26 protein-coding genes are annotated in these 24,545 nt (G+C 63.4%); 8 read left to right on the forward strand and 18 right to left on the reverse strand.

From position 1 onward, the window contains the following. Positions 1–77: 77 nt before the first annotated feature. The 6 genes from flgG to flgB all read right to left on the reverse strand — a co-directional run bounded on the left by flgG (position 78) and on the right by flgB (position 4,678). Positions 78–860 carry a flagellar basal-body rod protein FlgG gene (gene flgG, locus GPT34_RS01195; protein ID WP_291008585.1) on the reverse strand — a complete coding sequence of 261 codons (783 nt, stop codon included), beginning with the start codon at positions 858–860 and terminating at the stop codon, positions 78–80. Between the two features lie 28 nt (positions 861–888). Further along, positions 889–1,626 (reverse strand): flagellar basal-body rod protein FlgF, encoded by a 738-nt coding sequence (flgF, locus tag GPT34_RS01200; RefSeq protein WP_291008587.1) that lies wholly within the window; start codon positions 1,624–1,626, stop codon positions 889–891. 157 nt (positions 1,627–1,783) lie between these two features. Then, positions 1,784–2,998 carry a flagellar hook protein FlgE gene (gene flgE, locus GPT34_RS01205; RefSeq protein WP_291008590.1) on the reverse strand — a complete coding sequence of 405 codons (1,215 nt, stop codon included), beginning with the start codon at positions 2,996–2,998 and terminating at the stop codon, positions 1,784–1,786. Between the two features lie 51 nt (positions 2,999–3,049). Continuing rightward, positions 3,050–3,715: a flagellar hook capping FlgD N-terminal domain-containing protein gene (locus tag GPT34_RS01210; protein ID WP_291008592.1), complete on the reverse strand. Its 666-nt coding sequence runs from the start codon at positions 3,713–3,715 to the stop codon at positions 3,050–3,052. Between the two features lie 13 nt (positions 3,716–3,728). Continuing rightward, entirely contained in the window at positions 3,729–4,133 is a 405-nt protein-coding gene (gene flgC / locus GPT34_RS01215; protein ID WP_291008595.1) for a flagellar basal body rod protein FlgC, read from the reverse strand. A 143-nt stretch (positions 4,134–4,276) separates the two neighbouring features. Further along, positions 4,277–4,678: a flagellar basal body rod protein FlgB gene (flgB, locus tag GPT34_RS01220; protein ID WP_291008597.1), complete on the reverse strand. Its 402-nt coding sequence runs from the start codon at positions 4,676–4,678 to the stop codon at positions 4,277–4,279. Positions 4,679–4,950: 272 nt separating this feature from the next. Between flgB and flgA the strand changes: the two genes are divergently transcribed. The 5 genes from flgA (at position 4,951) to GPT34_RS01245 (ending at position 8,487) form a co-directional block, all read left to right on the forward strand. Then, positions 4,951–5,718 carry a flagellar basal body P-ring formation chaperone FlgA gene (gene flgA, locus GPT34_RS01225; protein ID WP_291008600.1) on the forward strand — a complete coding sequence of 256 codons (768 nt, stop codon included), beginning with the start codon at positions 4,951–4,953 and terminating at the stop codon, positions 5,716–5,718. A gap of 133 nt (positions 5,719–5,851) precedes the next feature. Beyond that, positions 5,852–6,193, forward strand: a complete 342-nt coding sequence (flgM, locus tag GPT34_RS01230) for a flagellar biosynthesis anti-sigma factor FlgM (protein ID WP_291008603.1) — start codon at positions 5,852–5,854, stop codon at positions 6,191–6,193. 25 nt (positions 6,194–6,218) lie between these two features. Next, entirely contained in the window at positions 6,219–6,590 is a 372-nt protein-coding gene (locus GPT34_RS01235; RefSeq protein WP_291008606.1) for a hypothetical protein, read from the forward strand. A gap of 798 nt (positions 6,591–7,388) precedes the next feature. After that, a complete protein-coding gene (locus GPT34_RS01240; RefSeq protein ID WP_291008609.1) occupies positions 7,389–7,808 on the forward strand; it encodes a hypothetical protein in 420 nt (139 codons plus the stop codon). 76 nt (positions 7,809–7,884) lie between these two features. Beyond that, positions 7,885–8,487 (forward strand): TlpA disulfide reductase family protein, encoded by a 603-nt coding sequence (locus tag GPT34_RS01245; RefSeq protein WP_291008612.1) that lies wholly within the window; start codon positions 7,885–7,887, stop codon positions 8,485–8,487. Positions 8,488–8,854: 367 nt separating this feature from the next. On the opposite strand, the gene GPT34_RS01250 is transcribed toward GPT34_RS01245, so the two are convergent. From GPT34_RS01250 to flhD, 12 genes are all read right to left on the reverse strand, one after another. Then, positions 8,855–9,618 (reverse strand): IS5 family transposase gene (locus tag GPT34_RS01250; protein ID WP_291008614.1). Its coding sequence is split into 2 segments (ribosomal slippage): positions 8,855–9,297 and positions 9,297–9,618, totalling 765 coding nucleotides; the frame shifts between segments, so codons are not numbered across the junction. Between the two features lie 149 nt (positions 9,619–9,767). Then, positions 9,768–10,484, reverse strand: coding sequence for an RNA polymerase sigma factor FliA (locus GPT34_RS01255; protein ID WP_291008617.1), 717 nt, complete (start codon positions 10,482–10,484; stop codon positions 9,768–9,770). 5 nt (positions 10,485–10,489) lie between these two features. Further along, entirely contained in the window at positions 10,490–11,260 is a 771-nt protein-coding gene (locus tag GPT34_RS01260; protein WP_291008620.1) for a hypothetical protein, read from the reverse strand. Continuing rightward, a complete protein-coding gene (gene flhF / locus GPT34_RS01265) occupies positions 11,253–12,758 on the reverse strand; it encodes a flagellar biosynthesis protein FlhF (protein ID WP_291008622.1) in 1,506 nt (501 codons plus the stop codon). The genes GPT34_RS01260 and flhF overlap by 8 nt, the downstream gene beginning before the upstream one ends. Continuing rightward, complete coding sequence (flhA, locus tag GPT34_RS01270) at positions 12,755–14,833, reverse strand: flagellar biosynthesis protein FlhA (protein WP_291008625.1); 2,079 nt, start codon at positions 14,831–14,833, stop codon at positions 12,755–12,757. The genes flhF and flhA overlap by 4 nt, the downstream gene beginning before the upstream one ends. Further along, on the reverse strand, positions 14,830–15,975 hold the full coding sequence (locus GPT34_RS01275; protein ID WP_291008628.1) for an EscU/YscU/HrcU family type III secretion system export apparatus switch protein: 1,146 nt from the start codon (positions 15,973–15,975) through the stop codon (positions 14,830–14,832). The genes flhA and GPT34_RS01275 overlap by 4 nt, the downstream gene beginning before the upstream one ends. A 156-nt stretch (positions 15,976–16,131) precedes the next feature. Beyond that, positions 16,132–16,743: a protein phosphatase CheZ gene (locus tag GPT34_RS01280; protein ID WP_291008631.1), complete on the reverse strand. Its 612-nt coding sequence runs from the start codon at positions 16,741–16,743 to the stop codon at positions 16,132–16,134. A gap of 24 nt (positions 16,744–16,767) precedes the next feature. Then, on the reverse strand, positions 16,768–17,154 hold the full coding sequence (gene cheY / locus GPT34_RS01285) for a chemotaxis response regulator CheY (RefSeq protein ID WP_291008634.1): 387 nt from the start codon (positions 17,152–17,154) through the stop codon (positions 16,768–16,770). Between the two features lie 51 nt (positions 17,155–17,205). After that, positions 17,206–18,240 (reverse strand): flagellar motor protein MotB, encoded by a 1,035-nt coding sequence (gene motB, locus GPT34_RS01290; protein WP_291008637.1) that lies wholly within the window; start codon positions 18,238–18,240, stop codon positions 17,206–17,208. 231 nt (positions 18,241–18,471) lie between these two features. Then, positions 18,472–19,332, reverse strand: coding sequence for a flagellar motor stator protein MotA (gene motA / locus GPT34_RS01295; RefSeq protein WP_291008640.1), 861 nt, complete (start codon positions 19,330–19,332; stop codon positions 18,472–18,474). A 153-nt stretch (positions 19,333–19,485) separates the two neighbouring features. Beyond that, a complete protein-coding gene (gene flhC, locus GPT34_RS01300) occupies positions 19,486–20,022 on the reverse strand; it encodes a flagellar transcriptional regulator FlhC (RefSeq protein ID WP_291008643.1) in 537 nt (178 codons plus the stop codon). A gap of 93 nt (positions 20,023–20,115) precedes the next feature. Further along, entirely contained in the window at positions 20,116–20,454 is a 339-nt protein-coding gene (flhD, locus tag GPT34_RS01305; RefSeq protein ID WP_291008646.1) for a flagellar transcriptional regulator FlhD, read from the reverse strand. Between the two features lie 732 nt (positions 20,455–21,186). Here flhD and GPT34_RS01310 point away from each other — a divergent pair. The 3 genes from GPT34_RS01310 to fliS all read left to right on the forward strand — a co-directional run bounded on the left by GPT34_RS01310 (position 21,187) and on the right by fliS (position 24,543). Then, the gene (locus GPT34_RS01310; RefSeq protein WP_291008649.1) at positions 21,187–22,374 is read left to right on the forward strand and encodes a flagellin; all 1,188 of its coding nucleotides are present in this window, start codon (positions 21,187–21,189) and stop codon (positions 22,372–22,374) included. Positions 22,375–22,537: 163 nt separating this feature from the next. Next, positions 22,538–23,923 carry a flagellar filament capping protein FliD gene (fliD, locus tag GPT34_RS01315; protein WP_291008652.1) on the forward strand — a complete coding sequence of 462 codons (1,386 nt, stop codon included), beginning with the start codon at positions 22,538–22,540 and terminating at the stop codon, positions 23,921–23,923. Between the two features lie 185 nt (positions 23,924–24,108). Next, on the forward strand, positions 24,109–24,543 hold the full coding sequence (gene fliS / locus GPT34_RS01320) for a flagellar export chaperone FliS (RefSeq protein WP_291008655.1): 435 nt from the start codon (positions 24,109–24,111) through the stop codon (positions 24,541–24,543). The last annotated feature ends 2 nt before the right edge of the window (positions 24,544–24,545 follow it).

Below are 24,545 nucleotides of genomic sequence, written 5' to 3' on the forward strand. Positions count from 1 at the left end.
GCTGCAGAACTGGCTTCGCCATGCTGCAGGTGCTGCGCCCGCAAGGGATTCGTGCACAGCGTGGCTGGGTCGGGTCATCACAGCTGCGCCAGGCGCTGCAGCATCTGGTCACTGGTCTGGATGGCCTTGGAGTTCATCTCATACGCACGCTGGGTCTGAATCATGGTGACCAGCTCCTGCACCACGTTGACGTTGGAGGTCTCCACAAAGCCCTGCATCACCGTGCCCATGCCGGCGCTGCCAGGTGCGCCGTTGACCGGGTTGCCTGATGCCAGGCTCTCGGTGTAGAGGTTCTGGCCTCGTGGCTCCAGGCCAGCCGGGTTGATGAAGTTGGCCAGTTCGATGTTGCCGACCACGGCGGGCTGCGCGCTACCAGGCATCTTGACCGAGACCACACCGTCGCTGGAGACGGTGATGCTTTGCGCCTCGGCCGGGATGGTGATGCCTGCGGTGAGCGGGAAGCCGCTGGAGGTGACCATGCGGCCCTGGGCGTCGAGCTGCAGGCTGCCGTCGCGGGTGTAGCCAACCGTTCCGTCGGGCATAGAGACCTGCAGAAAGCCATTGCCGCTGATGGCCAGATCGAGGTTGTTGCCCGACTGCTGCAGGCTGCCCTGGGCAAACGAGCGCGAAGTCGCAACGGTGCGCACACCCAGGCCGATTTGCAGGCCGGTGGGCAGCTCGCTCTGCTCCGAGCTGTTGGCGCCGACCTGACGCAGGTTCTGGTACATCAAGTCTTCGAACACCGCGTTGGCGCGCTTGAAACCGTTGGTGGAGGTGTTGGCCAGGTTGTTGGCGATCACGTCCAGCTGGGTTTGCTGTGCCTGCATGCCGGTCTTGGAAATCCAGAGCGAATTGATCATGGGGTGTTCCTAGGAGAGAAGGGGTGAATCAGCCGTTGAGGCTGAGCAGCTGGGCTGCGGTCTTGTCGTTGGTTTCGCCGTTCTGCAGCATGCGCATCTGCACCTCGAACTGGCGGGCGACGGCGATCATGCCGACCATGGCCTCGATCGGGTTCACGTTGCTGCCTTCGAGGGCGCCACTTTGCAGCCGCGCGTTGGCATCGGCCGGCAGCGGGTCGCCGAGCGGACCGCGGAAAAGACCGTCCTCGCCGCGCTGCAAGCGGTTTTCCTGGTCTGGTGTGACCAGCTTGAGCCGCCCCAGTGCCTGAGGCGCCTGGCCGCTCACCCGCGCGGTCACCGTGCCATCTTCACCCACGTCGATCTGGGCATTGGCCGGTGCCACGATGGGTCCACCGTCGCCCAGCATAGGCAGGCCCAGCGGGTTGACCACGGTGCCGTTGGCGTCGACCTCCAGCGCGCCCGCCCGCGTGTAGGCCTCGGTGCCGTCCAGGCCAAGCACCGCAAAGTAGCTGCTCCCACGCGCGGCCACATCAAGGTTTCGCCCAGTGTTGGTGATTGACCCCGGCGCATCCGAATGACCCGCAGTGGCCTCGAGCGCGAACACCCGGGTACTGGACCCGTCGCCGCGCACCGGCACCGCGCGAAAGGTCGCGAGCTCGGCGCGAAAGCCTGGCGTGGATGCATTGGCCAGGTTGTTGGCCAGCAACTGCTGCCGGTACTGCGCCGCGTTGGCGCCGGTCATGGCGGTGTAGATCAGGCGGTCCATGGGATGTACTCCAGGGGATTGGCGAGCGAGGTGTCTATTCCGGGACGCAGCGAACGCGCGGCTTGGGTCCGAGGGCATCGCGGTACCGGTTCGGCCGGGCCGCCAATGCCGACCCTTTAATTAGGTCGCACGCAGCACGGCAGATGTGGGACATCCATCACCTCATGTTCAACAGCGTGCTCAGCACCTGATCTTGGGTCTTGATGGTTTGCGCGTTGGCCTGGTAGGAGCGCTGGGCGGTCATCATGCTCACCAGTTCGAAGGTGATGTCCACGTTGGAGTCCTCCACCGCACCGGAGCGCAGAAAGCCCAGCTTGCCTTCGCCCGGCCCGCCACGCACCGGATCACCCGACTCGAACGTCATGGACCAAGCGCCGCCGCCCATGGGGGCCAGGCCTTGCGAATTGCGGAAATCCACCAGGGAAATCTGGCCGGCTGCGCGTGATTCGCCGTTGGAGTATCGGGCGGTGACCACGCCGGTATCTTCGATCTTCAGGCTGGTTAGCTCGCCCGGCCGATAGCCATCCTGGCTCAGGTTGGTGACCGCAAAGTTGCTGCCGAACTGCGTCACGTTGCTGAAGTTGAGGGTGGCGGGGAAGGTCAGGGTCGGATCGTTGGGCGAGGTGAGCGTGATGGGTGGTACCACCGTCGCCGGGTCCAGAGAGCCATCCTGCAGGAAGCTGATGGTGAAGGGCGTGGAGAGCGCCGGGTCGGCGCCGTTGACGCTGGTGTACACGTTCCACTGGTTGTTCGCGGCTTTTTCGAAAGCCAGCGCCACCGGAATCTCAAGTCCCTGCGGATCGAAGGCGATCAGCGAGGTGCCGTAGGTGGTGATGGGGGTGGGCGGGGTGGCAGTGGCCGCGACGGCCGCACGCGCATCCAGGTTGAACTCTGCGCTGATTTCAGCGGTCTGCTGGGCCGGGATGGCGCCACCCGTGGGCAGCGAGAGCGGCGTGGACTCGAAACTCAGACGGTTGCCGTCAGGGTCGGTGGGGTAGCCCATGAGCTGGCGGCCCTGGTTGGTCACGATGTCGCCATTCCGATCCAGCTTGAACTGACCGGCGCGCGAATAGGAAAGCGAGCCATCGGGGTTGGTCAGCTCAAAGAAGCCGTTGCCGTTGATCGCGACATCGAGACCATTGCCCGTGATGGTGATGTTGCCCTGGGTGAACGACTGGGTGACGGCCGCCACCGACACGCCCAGGCCAGTGGTGCTGCTGCCCGAGGCGTTGATGGAGTTGGCATAGATTTCGGCGAACTCTGCTCGCGAAGCCTTCATGCCCACGGTGTTGGCGTTGGCGATGTTGTTGCCGATGACGTCCAGGTTGCGACTGGCGCTGTTCAAACCTGAGAGACCTTGCTGGAATGCCATGGTGGTGTCCTTGAAAGAAAATGGAGGAGTAACGCGGCTTCAGGCCACGCCTTACATGAATGCCTTGATCTGGTCGTAGCCCAGCGTGCGGCCATCCTGCAGCTGCAGCGTCATGGCACCCGCGGAAAAACCCACCGAGGCCACGGGTGTGCGGGTCAAGGGCGTGGCGGTCACTGCCTGTCCGCCCTGGGTCGCGCGCACCGAAAAGCCGCCCACTCGGGCAGGGTCGAGACCGGCGCTGTCCCAGGAGAAAGGGTGCTGGCCAGCCGGCAGCGCCCCCAGGTTCACGCTGTCCAGCAGGGTGCCATTGGTACCCATCACGTCCACCATGACCTGATCTGCCGGGCCGCTCAGCGCCAGGGCGCCTCGGCCCTGTTCGCCATCGAAGCTCAGCGTGTTGCCCTCCAGAAGGGCCTGGCGCCCGATCAGCGAGGTGCCTTGCAGGCTTTGCAGTGAGCCAAACTGATCGGCCATGCCCTTGAGCGTGGCATTGAGCTGCTGAATGCCGCTGACCGTGTTGATCTGCGCCATCTGCGTGGTCATTTGCGCGTTGTCCATCGGATTGAGCGGATCCTGGCTGTTGATCTGCGCCACCAGCAGGGTGAGAAAACGGTCCTGCGCCGCTTGCGGGTCGGTGTTGCTGTCGGCCTTGTTCGTGCCAGTGGTGCTTCCCACGGCAGAGCCAAGGCTGTTGAGATCGAGTGCGGAGGTGTACATGATTCAGCCCGGGTTACTGCCCCATCTGGAGCGTTTTCATCAGCAGAGTCTTGGCCGTGTTCATGACCTCGACGTTGTTCTGGTAGGAGCGCGAGGCCGACATCATGTTGACCATCTCCTCCACCGGATTCACGTTGGAATGGGTCACATAGCCATCAGCATCAGCGCTGGGGTGGCCGGGGTTGTGCACTCGGCGACCCGGCGTCTCGTTCTCAGTGATGTTCTGTACCTTCACCCCGGCATTGCCAGCACCTCCCATGGGCACGGTCTGGAACACCACCTGGCGCGCCTTGTAGCTCTGCCCGTCAGGCCCGGCCACCGCATCGGCATTGGCCAGGTTGCTGGCCACCACGTTGAGGCGCTGAGACTGCGAGCTGATCGCACTGCCCGACACACCAAAAATGGAAAACATGGACATGAGAAGGTCCTTTCAAAGCAGGCAAACAGGGTGGAGCGAGATGGCTACACCCAGGAGTGCCGTTGAACTGGCTTGGCCAAGCCACAGGTATGGCCCCCCTCCCAGGGGGGTGACGTCGAAGACGGCGCAAGCGGTGTTCATCCCTACTGCCCCGTGATCGCACTGAGCATGGTCTTCACATGCCCGTTGATGAAGCGCAGCGTGGACTCGTAGCGAATGCTGTTGTCCACGAAATTGGCCCGCTCGCGGTCCAGATCGACCGAGTTGCCGTCCTGACTGGGCTGCGTCTGTACGGTGTAGGCGAGGTCGGCGGTGCTGCCGCCCACACTGCCCAGGCGCATGTGACCGGCATCGGTCATGCTGGGCACCGAGACGCCTGCGCCGCCGGTGGCCTTTTGCAGCGCCTTGCCGAAGTCAAAGTCTCGCGCCACATAGCCGGGGGTATCGGTGTTGGCAATGTTGCTGGCCAATACCTGCTGGCGCTGCGAGCGCAACAGCAGCGACTGGCTGTGAAAGTCCAGGCGGGCGGTCAACTGTTCCAGCATGGTCACCTCGGCAAGTGGTTGGGCTGCGACGAATCGGGGCGGTGAATCAGCGGGCGGGATCGCAGCCGTTTTCACCGGGCTGGAGGCAAGTATGGAAAAACTTGAGGCCTGACAATGAAGAGAACAAACACCCCAAAGCCTCCTTATTCCGCCCTTAGTTCAGCCTTCCCTCGCCCTACATTGAGAGCCTGCCGGTATGGCCTTTGACCCGTTCGCGGTGTATCGGCCTACCTCCTCCAGGGTCAAGCCCTGGCAAGATCAGGAGAAGCCTCATGCGTTGGATGTCCACGATTTCACTGCACGCGCCCAGCATCGACTGGCGGCTGTGGCTGTGCCTTGGCCTGGTGGGCGGCACTCTGATGGCGAGCCCGGCAAGGGCCAATGAGCCGGGCGCTGAAGGCAGCGCGCAGCTCGAACGCGTGGCGCGTGACTTTCTTCAGCCTTCGGTCGAGGCGACCATGGGCCAGAGCGCCGAGTCGCCACTGCGCGCCGAAGTCGTGGTGGGTTCGCTGGACCAGCGCCTGCGCCTGGCGCCTTGCAGCCAGGTCGAGCCACACCTCCCGGGCAACACCCGCCTGTGGGGGCGCGCCCGCATCGGTCTGCGTTGCGTCGAGGGCACCACGCGCTGGAATGTATACCTGCCGGTCACGGTCAAGGCCTGGGGCCCAGCCTGGGTGCTCAAGCGGCCTGTCAACGCTGGCGAGGTGCTGACTCAAGAAGACGCCGAGCAGGCCGAAGTGGACTGGGCAGAGCATCCGGCATCGATCCTGGCCAACCAGGCGCTGTGGGTCGGTCAGCAGGCGGCTTACACCTTGCTGCCTGGTCAGGCGCTGCGCCAGAACATGGTGCGCCCGGTGCAGGCGTTTGCCGCTGGCTCTCAGGTGCGTGTGACCCAGAGCGGGACCGGATTCCAGGTGGTGGTCAGCGGCAAGGCACTGTCCTCCGGCATGGTCGGCCAAACTACGCGGGTGCGCCTGGACAATGGACGGGTGGTGACCGGCTTGGTGCGCGATGGCCAGACGGTGGAGCTGTCGCTGTGAGACCCGACACCGCCTTCGGCCCTCACAAGGGCCGCGTTTCTGTGACGCAGTCGGCAAAAAAAGCCTCAAGTCCCCCGGCTTTTAATCCGATAGTCTCCTCACAAGGCCCCAATGGCGGGGTTTGGAGAGTGAAATGAAAATCGATTCATCACCGGATTCCTACATTGGATCCGTGGCGGGTGGCCCGCAGAAAGCGGCGGCCACACCTCCGGCGAGTGCTGACCAGGCCAACGCTGCAGCTGGCGCAGGCGCAACCGCTCCTGCCAAGGCGCAGCCCGGCGTGACCGTGACCCTGTCATCGGCCACTCAGGCAGCCTCCACCGGCAGCGCTGCGGGCGGTGAGGTGTTCAACAGCGAAAAGGTCGAGGCCATGAAGCTGGCAATCTCCAACGGCACCTTCCAGGTCAACCCCGAAGCGATCGCCGACAAGATGTTGTCCAACGCAGCCGAAATGCTGACCAGTTCGCGCGGCTAACCCCCTTTTTTGAGCCAGAGCACCCATGAGCGAAGCACCACTCAGCGCGGTCCAAACCTGGATTGATGCTCTGCAGTCCCGACTGGACGGACTGGAATACGCCTTGCTTCAAGGCGATGCCAACGCGGTGCAACTCGCTAGCGCCGAGGTGCAGGTCGCCCTGCAAGATGCACCTAAAACGCGCGAATGGTCGCAGCCTGGCAGCTCCGTGCTGACCGATTTCAAACAGGCGGCACACCGCTTTGGTCAGCTTCGGCACGCTGTGCTGCGCGCCCACGCTCAGAGCCAGCGCGCGGTGCACAGCCTGCTGCCCCAGCAGGCCCCGGCCACCTATGGCCGCGCCATGGGTCAGACCGCCTCCACCGGCGGTGCAGGTCGGGCCTACCTGTCGGCCTGAAAAACGCGCGAGAGCGCTGCGCCGCTGTGCAGGCGCGCAAATACGAGCAAGGCCTCAGGCCTTAGCAGCTTGGATGGCAAGGGCTGAGGGCAGCCCACACCCCATTTCTCAACCCGCCTCCAGCACGCGCAAGGGATGTGCGTACGGCCTCGAAGTACCGAGCGCCCAATTCATGAAGTCAGCTGCCCCAACCCTTGTGCAGTTGCTCTGGAGATTCCAGACCCGGGGCATCGTCAACGCCCGAGCAACAGACATTCCGAAACCCGTGTTCGCGATCAGGTGGCTGCCAGCGGCCTGTTCACGTCGGTCAGCGACCTACCCGTAGCGGGCGGCGCGTTGATTTAGGTGTTTGTCAACAACGCCCCTCTTTTTGATGACGCAGCCAGCAAAAGATTCGTTGAGGGACTGACCTTTGGCACTGCGGGTAAGAAAGGGGGTGACGGCCACGCGTGCACGTTGCGCTACACACCCCGGCGAAGCGGTGCCACGATCCTGTAGCGCACAGGCGAACACATGATCTGCAGCAGCATCGGCGCTGGCTCTCCACCGCCTGGTGCACATACACTGACGAGCGTCGAAGAAGCAGTCACCTTGATGCTTCGCCAGTTCAGCAGCCGCGCTCAATGACCTTTCCCAGAACGCCGCATTCTCATAAGCCCTCTGCTTATTCGGTCAGTCGCGCTCGCCACTGCCGTCGCCATCACGGGTTGTGCCAACGTCACGCTTGGCGCCACCAGAGCCACTCCCTCCGCCGTCGAGAAGCTGCGTACGGCCAACATTGCGCCTGCGCAGGCGGATTTGTTCAAGCTGGCCTCCGGGAAACATCCCGCCATGGGTTCCACGCTCAGCAGCCTGCGAGGCAAATCGTTGAGCCCGGCCAAGGGAACTTGGTCGCAACGGCTTAAAGACACCTTGGTGGTTGAGCTGACCACTGCGGGCTCGTTCGACCCGGCATCTCGCCACGTCATCGAAAGTGAGCTCACCGACAGCAAAGACGACGCTGCGATCAGGACCTGTACAGGTCGGGTCGCCGCCCGCCCAACCGTCAAGCGCTTCGGTAAGCTGGTCTATGACAAAGAGCTGGCCGCCAATGCGGGCTGGGAGTCCTCGTTCATGGGCGCCGTGGCAATGCCAGCCGCCATCAACCGGTGCGGCGCGTTGTACAAAGCCTTGGTGGGAAGCTGGTCGACGACCCTGAGTTTCGACGCGCTCTCGTGAAGCAGGCCCTGGCCAGCGCTCGGTGCAGACCCGGTCGGCTGTGGTCACTCGGCACGATGAGGGAGGATCCTTGGTCATGCCTGATGCGTTCCCCCTGCTCCGCAGCCGCCTGCTGACTGGTCTTTGCCTGACCCTCGTGTGCGCTGGTGTGGCCGCTTCGCCGGGGGCGGGCGAGCCAGTACCCGAAGGCCGTACGTTGCCCGACATGCTCATGAACGGGCTGAATGGGCCCGACCGGTCGCTCGCAAGCTACAGCGGGCGCAAGCTGATCATCAACATCTGGGCCAGCTGGTGCACGCCCTGCCGTGCCGAGGCCGCTTCGCTGGAGCGCTTTGCCTGGAGTGAAGCGGGATCGCGCTACGCGGTGATCGGCATTTCCACCGATGACGACCGTCGAGCGGCCGAGCGCTGGCTGAAGCAGTCGAACGCCACGCTGAACCACTACCTCGATCGCGCAGTGGTGCTTGAAAACATGCTGGGGGCCAGCCGCATCCCGCTTACCGTGCTGGTCGACGAACACGGCCGCGTGATCACCCGGGTGCGCGGCGCGCAGGCATGGGACGCCCCCGAGATGCTTCAGCTGATCGAGAAGGCCTTTGCGCAAGGCACACGACCGAGGCCACGCAAGGTGCAGGACGCGCTGCCCGTTCCACAGAAGGCGATGAGCGCGCCTCGGTGAGCAACGAAGGCGGGCGACCGCAACGGGTGGGCAGTAGGTCGCCGTCGACGTTCCCGATGTGGACGTCCAGGCTTTCGCTCAGCGTCTTTTGGTATCAGGTCATAGGCACTTCATTGTGTCGGCTTTCGCATCACGCATCTGCAGGCTGGTCTCAAACCCGCCAGCGCAGACCTCGCGGTCGCCTTTAGCTTGCACCTGGGCGTGGCACAAGCGAATGAGGTCAGCGGCGCAGCTGAAAACCCCATCATCGGAGACCTGTGACATGCGCGATCCTGTTGGCCACCAAGCAGGACCGCTTGGACGCGATCACGGTCCGCGGCCTGCGGTATAACCGTGAACGGTGCTACCCGAATCCAGCTAGGGCCTGTTAACACAATCGAAGACCATCGGCGACGAGCACGAAGCTGATGAAGCCCAGGAACATCAGGTCGAGTTTCTCGAACCGCGAGAAGATGCGGCGATAGCCCTTGAGTCGACGGAACAAGCGCTCGACCTCGTTGCGACGCTTGTACATCTCGCGGTCGTATTCCCAAGGCTCAATCCGCGTCTTCATTGGCGGAACTACCGGAATGAAACCAAGATCGAGTGCAAGTTGCCGTGTCTCGTTGCCTTCGTAGGCACGGTCCATCAACAAATGCACCGGCCTGCTGGGCGGCCCAAGACTGCTGAGCAGGCGGCGGCCTTCAGGCGCGTCGTGCGCTTGTCCAGGCGATAGGCAGAACGTCACGGCCGTTCGAGCATCCGCGGCAACCATATGAATCTTGGTGTTCCATCCACCGCGGGACTTGCCGATGGACTGTGGGCCGTTGTTTTTAGTGCCCCCGTGCCGTCGGGATGGACCTTGATGCTGGTGGAGTCCAGCGAGACCGCTTCGATCTTGATACGCACGACCTGTGCACGCTGCAACTCCTCGAACATGCGATCAAGAACGCCGGCTTTGGTCCAGCGGTTCATACGCGTGTAAATCGTGTGCCAGTTGCCGAAGCGTTTGGGCAGTCCGCGCCACTTGCAGCCATGCTCGGCCACATAGAGGATCGCATTGACCACCTGCAGGTTGCTCAGGCTGACGTTGCCACGTTGCCTGGGCAGGCAGTGCTCAATGGTGGCGAATTGTGCGGGTGTGATCTCCATGCCCGAGATTATCCAAAGCAATCACCATGATTGCTATTAGTGTTAACACGCCCTAGTAAAAGCGGCTGGAGAAAGGCGGCTATGGCCAGTGAGACCATGCTCATCAAGGGTCAGTCTGCCAAGCGCGGCTGGCGGTGTGGGAGCCCAGCTCAGTGCTCGCGCAACCGGGTGCGCAGGCGGGCGATGGACTGACTGTGCAGCTGGCAGATGCGCGACTCTGTCACGCCTAGCACCGCCGCAATCTCTTTCAGATTCATGTCGTGTTCGTAATACATGCTCATGATCTGCTGTTCGCGCTCGGGCAGCAGCTTGATGGCGGCCACCAGTGCGGTGCGCATGCGATGGTCTTGCAGCACGGCTGAAGGCTCGGCATCGCTCTCACCCAGGTTGCGATCGAGAAATCCGTCATCGTCGTCACCGTGACCACTGATGTCTTCCAGGTAGACCAGCTGGGTACCGCGCACCTTGGCCAGCAGATGCTGGTAGTCGGCCAGCTCCAGACCCAGCTCCTTGGCAATCTCGGACTCCTTGGGTGCGCGGTGCAGCTTTTGCTGCAGGCTGTGCACCGCTTTTTCAATGTCTTTCTGGCTCTTGCGCGAGCCGCGCGACATCCAGTCGCCTTCGCGAAGCTCGTCGATCATGGCGCCCCGGATGCGCTGACTGGCGAAGGTTTCGAACTGCACGCCCTGTGAGGGCTCGAAACGCGAGATGGCTTCGGTGAGCCCGATCATGCCGACCTGGATCAGGTCGTCGACTTCGACGCTGGGCGGCAGCTTGGCGATCATGTGGTGGGCCAGCCGGCGCACCAGCGGGGTGTATTGGCGCAACTGGTCGTCCCGGTTCAAGGTGCCTTTGGCGGTGTACATGGTCATCAGTTCCAAAGCGAAGGGGCGATCGGGTTGGGGCGGGGCCAGGCACTGGCCGGCCGGCTGGCGGGTGGCGTGAGGGCACAGACCTGCGCGCGCTGGCCCCAGGTATCCACGGTCCAGACGTCCAGGGTCAGGCCCAGGTGGCGCTGGGCACAGGCAGTCACCGAATGCACCGCTGACGGCGGCGTGGCCTCCGGGCCATCGGCAAGCGGTGCCAGCACCGGCTGCACGCCGCTCTGGTGCAGCTGTTTGACAGCGCTGTAGGCGTCGAGCGTGGCCTGCGACTGATCGATCACAGGCACCATCACCCGGGCACCCAGACCAGCAAAAAGGTTGGCGTGCACCGCAGCCGAGGCCAGCACGAGCACGCACACCCCGGGTGCAAAAGGCGCGGCCAGGCGAGAGAGGGCTACCCCAGCACCGGCCAGACGCGCGGTTTGCATCAGTGCCTGCAGACCAAGCGCGCTGGGCATCACCAGCCATTCCTGTCCGTAGGGTGCCTGCTCCAGACCGGTGATATCGGGGTTTTGCAGCACTTGCAGCAAGCCAAGATGGGCACCCGGTGAAGGCTGTCGGCTGGGCTGCTCGTTGGCACTGCCATCCGCAATCACCACCATCTGCCCCAGCGCCGTGAGGTGGGCTGCCAGGGTGCAAAGCAGTTCATAGGTCTGGGCGGGCTGGCTCAGGCTGGCCACCGGAATCACGCGCACGTCAGGTGCGGGCAGCTGACGCGCCCGAAGACCGGCAGCTTGGTCGTGACCGAACTCAAACATGCGCCGACCCCAGTTCGATGCCGCGGGTGGAGGCCTGCGAGAAGTAGAAACCCATGTCAGCCGACAGGGGGTCGTAGGCGGATTTGCCGTCGGTGCCCATGGACATGCGCACCAGCACGCTGGCGTCACCGTGCTGCCAGTCTTCTGGTACGCGCTGACCATTGGCCACGCCCCGCAGCGGCACCTGGTGCCGGATCAGCGCGTCCAGCGCCGGGCCAAGCTTGACCGCTTCGTCCACCTTGGAGAGCACCACGCCGTGCAGCGAGGCGGTCTTGAAGGCGGCGAACACGTCGTCGAGCGTGTCGCCATGGGCACCCGCGTTGACCACCAGCACCTTCTTGACCTTGGGCACATCCAACACATCCAGCATGTCCTGGATGCGCTGATCCCGCTGACCCAGGCCAGCGGTGTCGATGATGACCATGCGCTTGCTGGCCAGCAGGTTGAGCAAGTCCTTGAGCGCAGCGCGATCCTGGGCCTGATGGGCTACCACACCGAGCATGCGACCATAGGCGCGCAGCTGTTCGTAGCCCGAAACACGGTAGCTGTCGAGTGTGATCAGACCCACGCTGCTGGCGCCGAACTTCTGCACGCACTGGGCGGCCAGCTTGGCAGCGGTGGTGGTCTTTCCCACGCCGGTGGCACCAATCAGCGCCACCACCCCGCCCTCCTCACACAGGCCAGCGCCGGGCGCAGCCACCTTGAGGTTGCGGGTGATCACATCGCTGAGCCAGCGCATGGCTTCCGAGGCGTTGCTCTCGGCAGGAATGCGCTCCAGCACGGCGCGCGACATCGACGGGGAGTAGCCCGCGCGAATCATCTTGAGCATGAGCTGCGACTGGATCGGGTTCTGTTTCGACGAGCCCAGCCAGGCCAGGGTGTTGAAGCGTTCTTCGATCATTTCCTTGAGCGCGGACAGCTCTACCGCCACCTGACTGTCACCGCTGCTGCGATCGTGCGCTGGCGGCATGGAGTCTTCCCAGCTTGGCTGGACCACCGGACGGGTTCGGATCGGCGCCGGCATGGGCGACACCATCCGCGCAGCAGGCGCATTGACGCGCTGCACGGGCACCTGAATGGGCTCGGCGCGGGCCGCTGCTCGGCGCGGTGCTGATGGCGCCTCGGGCTCGGTCAGCTCCGGCTGCTCCGTGGGGCCAGCGTCCTGGGCCGCCTGGCCGCGGCGCTTGCGAAGCATGCGCTCACGCACGTACTCCTGAAACGACAGCGTGCTCATGGCCAGGGCCTCCGTATCGGCCTCGACCGAGGTCGTCTCAGGCTCTGCAGCCGGCGCACGGCGGGTGCGGATCGGCTCGGGAGCTCGGGTGGCCGGCTGGGGGGTGGTGGCCAGGTTGGCCAGGCTTTCCTCGGCCGCCGCCATGACTTCAAAGCCATTGCCGGTCGATCGTGTCGAAAGGATGACCGCGCTCTCGCCAAAGGCGTTGCGCGCCTTGGCCATGGCTTCGCGGGAAGTGGGAGCGGTGAAGCGCTGGATGTTCATGATGCGAGTTCTCCAAGGATCGGGCCGATGCGGATAAGGTGGGTGTCAGGAATCTCGCTGTGCGCGAGCACCTGCAGTCGCGGCGCTCCGCGGCGCAGCAGGCGCGCCATGGCGTTGCGGATGGCGTCCGGCACCAGCAGGCAGGCAGGGACACCCTTTTCTTCCTGGCTGTTGGCGATGTCGGTGGCAGACTTGCTCAGCATCTCGGCCACGCCGGGGTCGAGCGCGCCATTGCCATTGCCGCTGAGGGCCTGCATCAGCAGGCGCTCCAGGCCGGGTTCAATGGCGATCACCTCGAGCTCTTTGACCGGGCCGTATATCTGCTGCACGATGGCCGGCGCCAGCGCCATGCGGACTCGACGGGCCAGCTCGACCGGCTCGGTGGTGGCGGTGGCGTGCTCGGCAATGGCTTCGATGATGGTGCGGATGTCGCGCACGTGCACCGACTCTTCCAGCAGCAGCTGCAGCACTTTCTGGAACGCGGCGATAGAGATCATCTTGGGCACGACTTCTTCGATCAGCTTGGGGGCCAGGCGGGTCACGTGTTCGACCAGATCCTGGGTCTCCGTCCGGCTCAGCAACCTGGCTGCCTGGACTTGCATCAAGTGTGAAAGATGGGTCGCCAGCACGGTCTCGGAATCAACCACCGTGAAACCGGCCATTTGCGCGTTTTCCCGCTGCTTGTCCTCGATCCAGAATGCCGGCAGCCCAAACGCGGGGTCGGTGGTGGGGGTGCCGATCAGGGGTGTGCCGATGCCGCTGGGGTTGATGGCCAGGTGCATGCCGGGGAAAACCTCGCCTTCGCCCACCACCACGCCGCGCAGCGTGATGCGGTAGCCGCTGGGGCGCAGCTCCAGGTTGTCGCGCACATGCACCGCCGGCGGCAGGAAGCCCACCTCCTGCGCGAACTTCTTGCGAACACCCTTGATGCGGGTGAGCAGGTCACCCTGACGCTCTTTGTCCACCATGGCGATCAGGCGGTAGCCCAGCTCCAAACCCAGCAAATCGACGGGCTGCAGGTCGTCCCAGCTGGCCTCGCCATCGTTGACCGGCGCCGGCGCCTCAGGCTCCGCCACCGGCCGGTTCTCCTGGCTCATGCGCCACCAGGCCAGCGCACCGATGATGGCGGCAAACACCAGGAACACCGCATGCGGCATACCCGGCACCACACCCAGCAGGAACAGCACCGCAGCCGTGATGCCCAACACCCGGCTGGAGAGAAACATCTGCTCCATCACCTGGCCACCCAGGTCAGCGTCTTTGCCGACCCGCGAGACCACCATGGCGGCAGCCACCGAGATCAGCAGACCCGGAATCTGGGCCACCAGCGCATCACCCACCGCGAGCAGGATGTAGCTGTCGGCCGCCTCACCGGCCGACAGGCCGTGCTGCATCATGCCAATGGAGAAGCCGCCAATGATGTTGATGATGAGGATGAGGATGCCGGCGATGGCGTCACCGCGCACGAATTTCGAGGCGCCGTCCATGGAGCCAAAGAATTCGGCCTCTTCACCCACTTCAGCGCGCCGGCGCTTGGCCTCTTTCTCGTCGATCAGACCGGCATTGAGGTCTGCGTCGATGGCCATCTGCTTGCCCGGCATGGCGTCCAGGGTGAAGCGCGCCGAGACCTCAGCAATGCGCTCTGAGCCCTTGGTGATCACCACAAAGTTGATCACCACCAGGATGGCAAACACGATGAAGCCCACCGCGAAGTTGCCGCCGATGAGGAAACTGCCAAAGGCTTCGATCACCGCGCCGGCGGCCCCCGGGCCGGTGTGGCCTTCGAGCAGCACCACCCGGGTGGAGGCCACGTTGAGCGAGAGCCGCAGCAAGGTGGTGAGCAGGAGCACGGTGGGAAACACCGAGAAGTCCAGCGGACGACGCATGTAGGCCGCCACCAGCATCACCACCAGCGCGAGCGCGATGTTCAGGGTGAAGAAGGTATCGAGCATCCAGGGTGCCAGCGGCAGCACCATCATGGAGATCACGGTCACCATCAGCATGGGCGCGGCCAGGCCGCTGGTCCAGGCAGCGTTGCGCTGCATCCATTGCTGCAGAGGCATCAGAGCGTTCATGGGGCGGACTTTCCAAAGTGCGGATCAAGCTCAGGCGGCACCTCAGGCACTGGCATCACGCCGGGCGCGACACCCTGGCCCTTGAGCGCGGCCTTGAGCTGGTAAACATAGGCCAGCACTTGCGCCACGGCGGTGTACAGGGCGGCAGGAATCTCGCTGTCGATTTCAGCGTGGGCGTAGAGCGCACGCGCAAGCATGGGCGACTGCAGCACCGGTACATCGCTGGCCTTGGCCACATCGCGAATGCGCAGCGCCATCAGGTCGGCGCCCTTGGCAATCACTCGCGGTGCATTCATGGTGGCGTCGTCGTAGCGGATGGCCACCGCGTAGTGGGTGGGGTTCATCACCACCAGATCGGCGCGCGGCACAGCATTGACGCTGTTGCGCTGGGCCAGTTCGCGCTGGCGGGCTCGCCGCTTGCTCTTGATGAAGGGGTCTCCCTCGGCCTCTTTGTGTTCGCGCTTGACCTCTTCAAGTGACATCTTCAGCTGGCTGGCATGCAGATACTTCTGCAAAGGCACGTCGATCACCGCAAAAAGCAAGACCACCACCAGCAGCAGGGTGGCGCCGCTGGTGATCCAGCCGCCGAGCTGACCGAGCGCGCCTTCCAGCGGCATCATGAGCAGCGTGCTGAAGGGGGCCACATGCGCGCCCAGGAACTGCCAGGCCACGACGCCGATCACCGCTGTGATGAAGGCGAGTTTGGCGGTGTCCGTCAGCTGCTTCTTGGAGAACAGCCGGCCAATGCCCGCCAAAGGGCTGAGGCGGGTGATGTCAGGCGTGATTGGCTTGGCGCTCAGGGCGTAGCCTCCCGAGGCCACGATGGCACCCAGCGCGATCGCCAGCACGAGCAAGCCCAGTGGCAGCACCAGCAGCAGGCCGCGCACCGACCCGTCAGACAGACGCTCCAGCATCTGCTGCGGTTTCAGGAGGGTAGTGCTGTCAAACAGCAGCTGCGCGCGCAGCGCCGTGCGCAAGGTTTCGAAACCCGTCGGCAGCAGGGCGACCAGGGCGAACGATCCGCCACCCAGCACCGCCAGGTTGGACAGGTCCTTGGAATGCGGCACCTGTCCATCGCTGCGCGCCTTCTTCAGGCGCTGCGCTGTGGCGGGTAGGTTTTTGTCCTGACTGGAGGATTCCATGGCACGGGCTCATCGGTGGGATGAGCCAGATTGTGGAAGTCAGGTCGGAAAACTAAAGGGCAATAAGCCGTGGCGGAACCGCGCTTTTCAGGGGCTCTGAAACGACCCAGCTGTCAAGGGTCCCCGTCGGCACGTCGCCGCGAGGATCAGAACCGCTCAGAAACCCAGGCTGGCCAGCAGATCGTCCACCTGTGCCTGGTTCGTTACCACGTCGGTGCGGCCCTCGGGGGCGACAACCGGACCCTGGAGGCTCAGGACATGATCTTGTCCTGGCTTGCCCTGCGGCGCCGATTCCAGCAGCAGCGCCAACAGCTGCTCTTCGATTGTGGCGGCCAGCCCCACCACGCGAGCGATCACCTGGCCTGTGAGGTCATGAAAGTCTTGCGCCATCATGATTTCCGTCAGCCGCTCATCATTGCGCCCGCTGGCCGCCAGGATGGCCTGCGCGCCTTCGAGCAGCTCCGGCATGGCCTTGGCCAGACCGGGCACCCGGGCGATGGTGTCGTGCAGCATGCGCGCCTGCCCGGTGATCGTCTCCTGGTCGGTCTTCGCTGCATCCACGTGGTTGAGCACCTTGTCGGCTGCTTCTCCCGTCAGCCGGGCAATGTACTGCAGCCGGCTGCGGGCATCAGGCAGCTCCTCGACAGCGCCCTGCAGTTTGGGGGTGTAGCCCAGCTCGTTGAGGGCCGTGTGAAGCTGGCGAGTGATGCCGCCGAGCTTGTTGAAGATCTCTGAACTTGGTGGGCTGGGTGGGGTTTGATCGCTCATGGCCAAAGGCTCCATTTGTGAGGCTCAGATGCCCAGCTTCTTGAAAATGTTGGCCATCTTTTCTTCCAGCGTCGCCTTGGTGAACGGCTTGACGATGTAGCCAGCGGCACCGCCTTGCGCCGCCATCACGATGTCCTCCTTGCGCGCTTCAGCCGTGACCATGAGCACGGGCAGGTGCTTGAGCTTCTCGTCCTTCTTGATCTCGGTCAGCAACTCGAAGCCGTTCATGTTGGGCATGTTGATGTCGCTGACGACGAAGTTGAAATTGCCGTTGCGCAGTTTGGTCAGGGCAATGGCACCATCCTCGGCCTCATCGGCATCGGCGTGCCCGATTTCCTTGAGCAGGTTGCGCACGATGCGCCGCATGGTTGAAAAGTCGTCAACGATCAGAAATTTCATTGGCGTGGACATGAAGGCCTCCGGAGAGCGGGGATGAAAAAGAATGGAAAAAAGGCGGATGAACTAACGCGATGGCTCTTGCGTAGATGTCGGCACATTGCTGGAGATCTGTAGCCTGGGCAGCTCGACGGTGCCGGTGCGGACGTCGACGGAAACGGGGCCTGATTCCGCCCCAACCGCAGGCGTACCGGGTGCCCCCAGGGCGGTTTCGCTGTTGGCGGTTTCAGAGGCGTTTCGCGGTCGCATGCGCTCTTCGGCCTCGCGCGTGAGGACCACAATGCTGATTCGGCGGTTGGCGGGGTCTTGAGGTCGGTCGGGGAAGAGCAGCTGGCTCGACGAAAGGCCCTCCACGCGCAGCAGCTTGCCGTCTGGCAATCCCCCTGACACCAGGTCGCGTCTTGAGGCGTTGGCACGGTCTGCCGAAAGCTCCCAGTTGCTGTAGCCGCGGTAACCGCTGCCATAGGGTGTAGCATCGGTATGCCCGGCAAGCGAAATTCGGTTTTCCACATCGGCCAGCGCGCCACCGATGGCGCGTAGGATGTCCCGCATATAGGGTTTCACCAGCGCGCTGCCGGTGTCGAACATGGGCCGGTTCTGCTCATCCACGATCTGGATGTGCAGACCGTCAGGTGTTCGCTCCAGCTTGATCTGCGTGGTGAACTCGGACAGGCTGGGATTGCTCTTGATTGCATCCTTGATCTTGTCCTGCATGGCGTCCAGCCGCATGCGGTCCTGGCGCGACAGCTCCGCTTTCACCATCTGCGCGCCCATGAGCTTGGCGGCGCGCTCGGCATCACCACCGTCAACCTGGCCGGCCGACTTGCTCAGATCGCGCCCGCCTCCGGGCAGGATGCTGTCGCTGTTGCCGGTGCCGTTCCCGCCCATGAGCGAGACCTTGACGGGGGCGGAGAAATAGTCCGCAATCCCTTTGCGATCGCCTTCGGAGGTGGAGCCCAGTAGCCACATCAGCAGGAAGAACGCCATCATGGCCGTCACAAAGTCGGCGTAGGCAATCTTCCAGGCGCCGCCATGAGCCGAATGCCCACCCTTCTTGACGCGCTTGATGATGATGGGTTGAAGATGCTTGCCGTCAGCCATGATCGCCCTCCCTCCGCGCCGCCTGCGGTGTCACCCGTCCCGGGAAGCGGCGCCATTCGGCCCGGCGAAGCTGATTTAGCTGCACCACTGGTGCGCAGGCGCTCTTGCCTTGCGTGCGAGATTTCACGCCACGGGCTGACCGTCGCGGCTTGGTGGGTAACTTGGCTGCAGGCCGGTGACCACCTTGCCCGCAATGGGCCAGCGACGCGAGCCAGCTTAGACATGGCATCGTCATTTCTTGCCTTTCACGTGGCCTTCAAGCTCGACGAAGCTGGGGCGCACGGTCGACAGCAATACCTTGCGGCCGAATTCGATCGCGGTGGACGGGGCGTATCCCTGCATGGAGGCCAGCAGCGTGGTCTTGATGCACTGGTACTCCTTGCTGTTTTCTTCCACTTTTTGCTCCAGCAGGCCAGCCAGCGGCTCGGCAAACGCATAGGCCAGAAAAATACCCAGAAAGGTGCCCACCAGGGCAGAGCCAATCATGGCGCCCAGCACCGCCGGTGGCGAGCCGACCGAGCCCATGGTCTTGATCACCCCCAGCACCGCCGCCACGATGCCGAAGGCCGGCAGGCCGCCGGCCACTCGCTGAAGCGCGGCGACCGGTGCGTGGGCTTCCTGGTGATGGGTTTCGATTTCGGCGTCCATCAGCGACTCGATCTCGTGCGCGTTCAGGTTGCCCGAGACCATCATGCGCAGGTAGTCGGTGATGAACTCGGTCACATGGTGATCGGCCGCGATGGTGGGGTATTTCTTGAACAAGGGGGACTGGCCGGGGTTCTCAACGTCCTGCTCGATCGCCATCAGGCCTTCCTTGCGCGCTTTCTGAAGGATGTCGAACTGCAGGGCCAGTAGCTCGAGGTACCGCGCCTTGGTGTACTTGCTGCCTTTGAAGCAGCTTCCCACACCCCCCAGCGTCGCCTTGATCACGGTCATCTGGTTGTTGACCAGAAAAGCTCCCAGGGTGGCGCCACCGATCATGCCCATCTCCCAGGGCAGCGCCTTGAGAATGGGCCCCATGTTGCCGCCGTGCGCAATGAACACGCCAAAGACGCATACCAAAGCGACGCCCCAACCGATGATGACAAACATACTGGCAACCCTTAAGCACTGATGGGCCACGCCATGCCGGCGCGGCTTTTGATCTGATGTTTTCTATCGGTCAACTCTAGGTGCGATTGAAGGCACCCATGAACGCGAAAAGAGCCCGCATCGGGGCTCTTTTCGTGGGTTGCGGAACGGTGTTCAGTGCAGCCGCAGTCCACCGCCGCTGCCCTTGCCGGCTCGTGCCGGTGGCGCGCACAGGCCGCAGGTGAAGTGGCGCGCGTTCTCGTAGGGTTCGGTCACGAAGTGGCCGCCGCAGCATGAGCATTTGGTCAGGGTCAGCATGCCGTTGTCGACAAACTTTACCAGGCGCCAGGCGCGGGTCACGGAGAGCAGAGGCTCGATCTGGCTGGCGGACATCTGGTCGTTGTAGAGGCGAAATGCCTTGATCACCGTATCGATCTCTTCCAGCTCGCTGGTCTTCGAGAGGTACTCGTGGATGTTCAGAAACAGCGAGGCGTGGATATTGGGCTGCCAGGTCAGGAACCAGTCGGTGGAGAACGGCAGTTGGCCCTTCGACGGCGACTTGCCAGCCACTTCCTTGTACAGACGCAGCAAGCGCTCATAAGACAAGCTGGTCTCGTACTCCAGCACCTGAAGGCGAGCGCCCAGGTTGATCAGGGAGATGGCGCGCTCGATGTCGCGCGACTCGTTCAGGATGCTTTTTGCGGTGGCCATGGTCTGAATCCGGTGAAGGTGGTGGGCGTGATGCGGTCCGGGCAGCGCCCTGGAATCGGGAACTTTCCGGGCCGCTCACGGCGGCAGGCTGGATCAGTGGGTGGTGGTCATCGACTCGGCAAACTTGCCGGCCATCAGGATGCTGGCATGCAGCTGCGTGGTGGTCGAGTTGTCGACCTTCTTCACGTTGTGGCTGGTGAGCAGGCTCCAGACCAGGTCATCGTCTACCCGGAAACGGCAGAGCAGCATGTTGCTCGAAGCGATCTTGAGCAACTGGGCCGTGGACAGCATGCCCAGCAGATCAGCAGCCTCTTCTGAAAGACCCAGGCGGAACAGGGCTTCTGCGCGGTCCTTGCGAATCAGGTTCTGAGCCAGCATGAGGTAGGTCAGGTTGGCTTCGCGGATTTCAGCCAAGAGTTGTTCGTTGTCCATGGTGTGCTCCTTCAGTTGAGGTCGGCGCGGTGAGCGGTGTGCTTACGTTTGCTGACCTGTTGTGAGCAATTGTGTCGAGGCCAGCAGAAACTTGAATCGGCGAATGCCTGTTTGAGTTGTCATCCCCAGCCGCCGGCCGTGTCAGGCTTTCGCCTACAACCAAGGTTCACATTTCCGAGCCACCCGTGTGGGGCAGGAAAGAGCCTTGCACAGTGCCTCTTCAGGGCAGCGGGTGCAGACCGATAAGTGTTGGCGACAGCGCCACGCAAACACCAGCGCCCTGTGTAGCAGAACGTCGGGATGCAGAGTCACTGTTGAAACATTTTTCAAATGGATGCCCGGAGGTCTCATGGTCAAGTTGCCATGCCAACGAGGCAACAAGTCCCACGCGGCGACGCACGAAGGCATTCAGAGAAACAGTGAGCGCACCGAAGCACGCACAAGTGCAAGCATCTGCAGAAGCTGAAAAATGCACTTGACAAAGCTGGCTTATTTCTTCATCGAGTTACAAGAAGCCGCTAAAGAATGAGGCCGGTCCACCGAAATTAGTCTCAACGAACTTCTAAAAAGGTTCGTCGTCCGGCAAGCAGACAGCGGCGAGATGGCAGGTGGTCCACAGGGACCGAGCCGTCTGGCAGCCAGAAGCTCCGGTCATGGCGGCCAGCCCCCTGGCTGGCGTTGAGATTGGCAGCAATGCCGGATTACTTTTTGTCCATTTTTTAGGAGTTAGTTATGACAACCATCAACACCAACATCCAGTCGATGAATGCGCAGCGCAACCTCTCTGCTTCGCAAAGCTCGCTGTCCACCTCCATGCAGCGCCTGTCCTCCGGCCTGCGCGTCAACAGCGCCAAGGACGACGCCGCCGGCCTCGCCATTTCCGAGCGCATGAATGCCCAGGTCAAGGGCCTGAACGTGGCGGCCCGCAATGCCAACGATGGCATCTCGCTGGCGCAGACCGCTGAAGGCTCGCTGGGCAAAGTGGGCGACATGCTGCAGCGCATGCGCGAACTGGCTGTTCAGTCGGCCAACGCAACCAACAGCGATTCGGACCGCACGGCTCTGCAAGCTGAAGTTGGCCAGCTCAAGAGCGAGATCCAGCGCGTGGCCGACACCACCAGCTTCAACGGCAAGAAACTGCTCAACGGCAGCTTCACCAACCAGTCGTTCCAGGTCGGCGCCAACGCTGGCGAGCGAATCGATGTTGCATCGATTGCCAACGCTCAGTTGACCCAATTGGGCGACGTGGCGCAAGGTACCGCAAGCACCGCTGGCGCGGCCGCTGCGGCTACCGGCTTTGCATCAGCCACCGCCGCCGATGCCATCACGATCACGGGCCGGGGTGGCGTGGCCGTGAACATCGGGATCATTCCCGCTGCCTCCAGCGCTGAGAACCGGGTCAGTCAAGTGGTGTCCGCCATCAATGCCAAATCCGCCGAGACTGGTGTAAGCGCCAGCTACAGCAGCACCACCGACGCCATTACCTACACCTCTACGGCAGAGGGCACCACCTGGGACGGCAGCTTCTCGATCGGCGGTACCGACGATGGAAGCACCACCGGCGTAGTTGCCACCACGGCAACGGCCTCGACCTCGACCACCACGGGTGCACTGGACACGTTGGATATTTCGACGGCTGGTGGCGCCACAGCAGCAATGTCCCAGATCGACAGCGCGCTGGACACCATCAACAGCTCGCGCGCCACGCTCGGTGCCTTGCAGAGCCGCTTTGAAAGCGCTGTGGCCAACATCCAGATCCAGAGTGAGAACATCTCCGCCGCCCGTGGCCGAATCGTGGACGCCGACTTCGCCAAGGAAACCGCCAACCTGTCGCGCGCCCAGATCCTGCAACAGGCCGGTACCGCCATGGTGGCCCAGGCCAACCAGCTGCCCCAGGGCGTGCTGAGCCTGCTGCGTTAATCCACGCAGCGTCGCTCAACCGCAAGCGCCTCGCCCACCCGGGTGAGGCCGCTCCAGGCGGCGGCGGTGGCACACAGCCACCCCGCCGCTTCGGGCTTTGCGAGATGCACAGACCACATGCCTCTTGCGTGTGGTGCGTCCATCTCGGGAAGGAAAACCGCCCATGTCCACCATCTCGTCCCCCGGCCTGGCCAGCGGCATCGACATCAAGAGCATCGTCTCCCAGCTGGTCGCTCTGGACCGCGCGCCGCTGCAGCCGCTGCAGAGAACCGCCAGCTCGCTGCAGAGTCAGCTCTCGGTCTACGGGAGCCTCAAGTCCATGGTGTCCACCCTAGGTGATGCCGCTGCCAAGCTCTCCACCGACAGCGGCTGGAGCGGCGTAAAGGCCTCTTCTTCCAACGCCACCGCAGTCAGCGCCACCGCAGCGGCCGGCGCCAGCGCCACCAGCCTATCGATCGAAGTCCAGCAACTGGCCAAGGCGCAGTCAGCGGCATCGCCAATGCCCCCATTTGCACTTGGTGCCGCGCTCGGTGGCGGAACGCTGACCTTCCAAGTGGGCACCGGCGACCCGGTGGAGGTGGTGATTGCCGACGGCGATGACAGCCTGAGCGCCATTGCCCGCCAGATCAACGAGGCCAAGGCCGGCGTCTCAGCCACCGTCTTGCGCGATGCCAGCGGCGAGCGGCTGCTGATGCGCGCCACCAACACAGGCGAGTCCAACACCTTCACCATCGGGGTGACGGGCGGCAGCCCGGGCGGACTGGAGCGCCTGGCCTTTGGTGCAGGCGCCACGGGCGGCATGGTGGAAACTCAGGCGGGTGCAAACGCGCTCGCCACCGTCAACAACGTGGCAATCTCCTCGGCCAGCAACACGCTGGACGACACCATCCCCGGTCTCAAGCTCACCTTGGCGCAGGTGACAACCGCACCGGTGGAAGTCGAAGTGCGCGCTGACCAGGATGCGATGAAGAAGAACGTGCAGGCCTTTGTGGACGCCTACAACGCGCTCAACAACATGCTGACCGAGACCACCAAATACAACCCCGACACCAAGGTTGCGGGCTCGCTTCAGGGAGACAGCACCGCCCGGGGACTGCAGAATGCGCTGCGCGGCATGATGCGCTCGGTAACCGCCAGCAGTCCGTTTTCGCGCCTGATCGATGTGGGCATCGAGGCCCAGCAAGGCGGCAAGCTGGAGATCAAGGCCGACAAGCTCGATGCTGCCCTCGGCAACCTGGACGGGCTGCGCGCCCTCTTCACCTCTACCAGCACCGACCCGACCGCCCAAGGCTTCGGCTTGAAGATCAAGGCCTTTGCCGACGGCCTGGTGAGCGCCACGGGCACTCTGAGCACCAAGACCGAGTCGCTGCAGGGCGCCATCAAGCGCAACACCACCGAACAGGAAAAGGTGAACGACCGCGCCGCGCGAGCCGAAACGCGCTACCTCGCCCAGTACAACGCGATGGACGCCGCCGTGGGCCGCCTGAGCGGGCTCAATGCGTTCGTGAGTCAGCAGATCACGCTGTGGAATCAGACCAAGAGCAATTGAAGGTAGATCAAGCCAGAGGTCCGGTCGATCGCAGTCCTCTGCGCGACCGGATTTTTTCCGCTTGTCTGAGCCAGTGGCAACCGGAGAAAAAGATGAGCGATTCACCTCTGTTTGATGAGCTGATGGCTACAGTACCGACGCTCGGTGCCGATACAAAAAGCTATCAGACCTTAGGAAATCACGCCATGTTTACCTCTGTCAACCACCGCGCCGCCGCTGCCTACAAGCGAGTTGCCGCCGATACCGGCGTGCAGACCGCCAACCCTCACCAGTTGGTGAGCATGCTGTTCGATGCGCTGATCCAGTCGCTCAACCAGGCCAGGGGCGCGATGGGCGCAGGTCACATCGAAGCCAAGGGAGGCGCCATCGGCAAGTCGGTGCGCATCCTCGAAGAAGGTTTGAAGGCGGGCTTGAACATGAGCCAAGGTGGCGAACTGGCGCAAAACCTGCGAGGCGTGTACGACTACTGCATCGTGCGTCTGACCCAGGCCAACCTGCGCAACGATGCCGAAGCGCTGGCCGAGGTGATCAGCCTGATCGAGCCGGTGGCCGATTCGTGGAAAGGCATCAAGGGGAATGATGCCGCTGCTTCGCCTGCCACCGCAGGCGCCGGAGCCTGATC

Source organism: Hydrogenophaga sp. (assembly GCF_011390835.1).
Taxonomy (GTDB): domain Bacteria; phylum Pseudomonadota; class Gammaproteobacteria; order Burkholderiales; family Burkholderiaceae_C; genus Hydrogenophaga.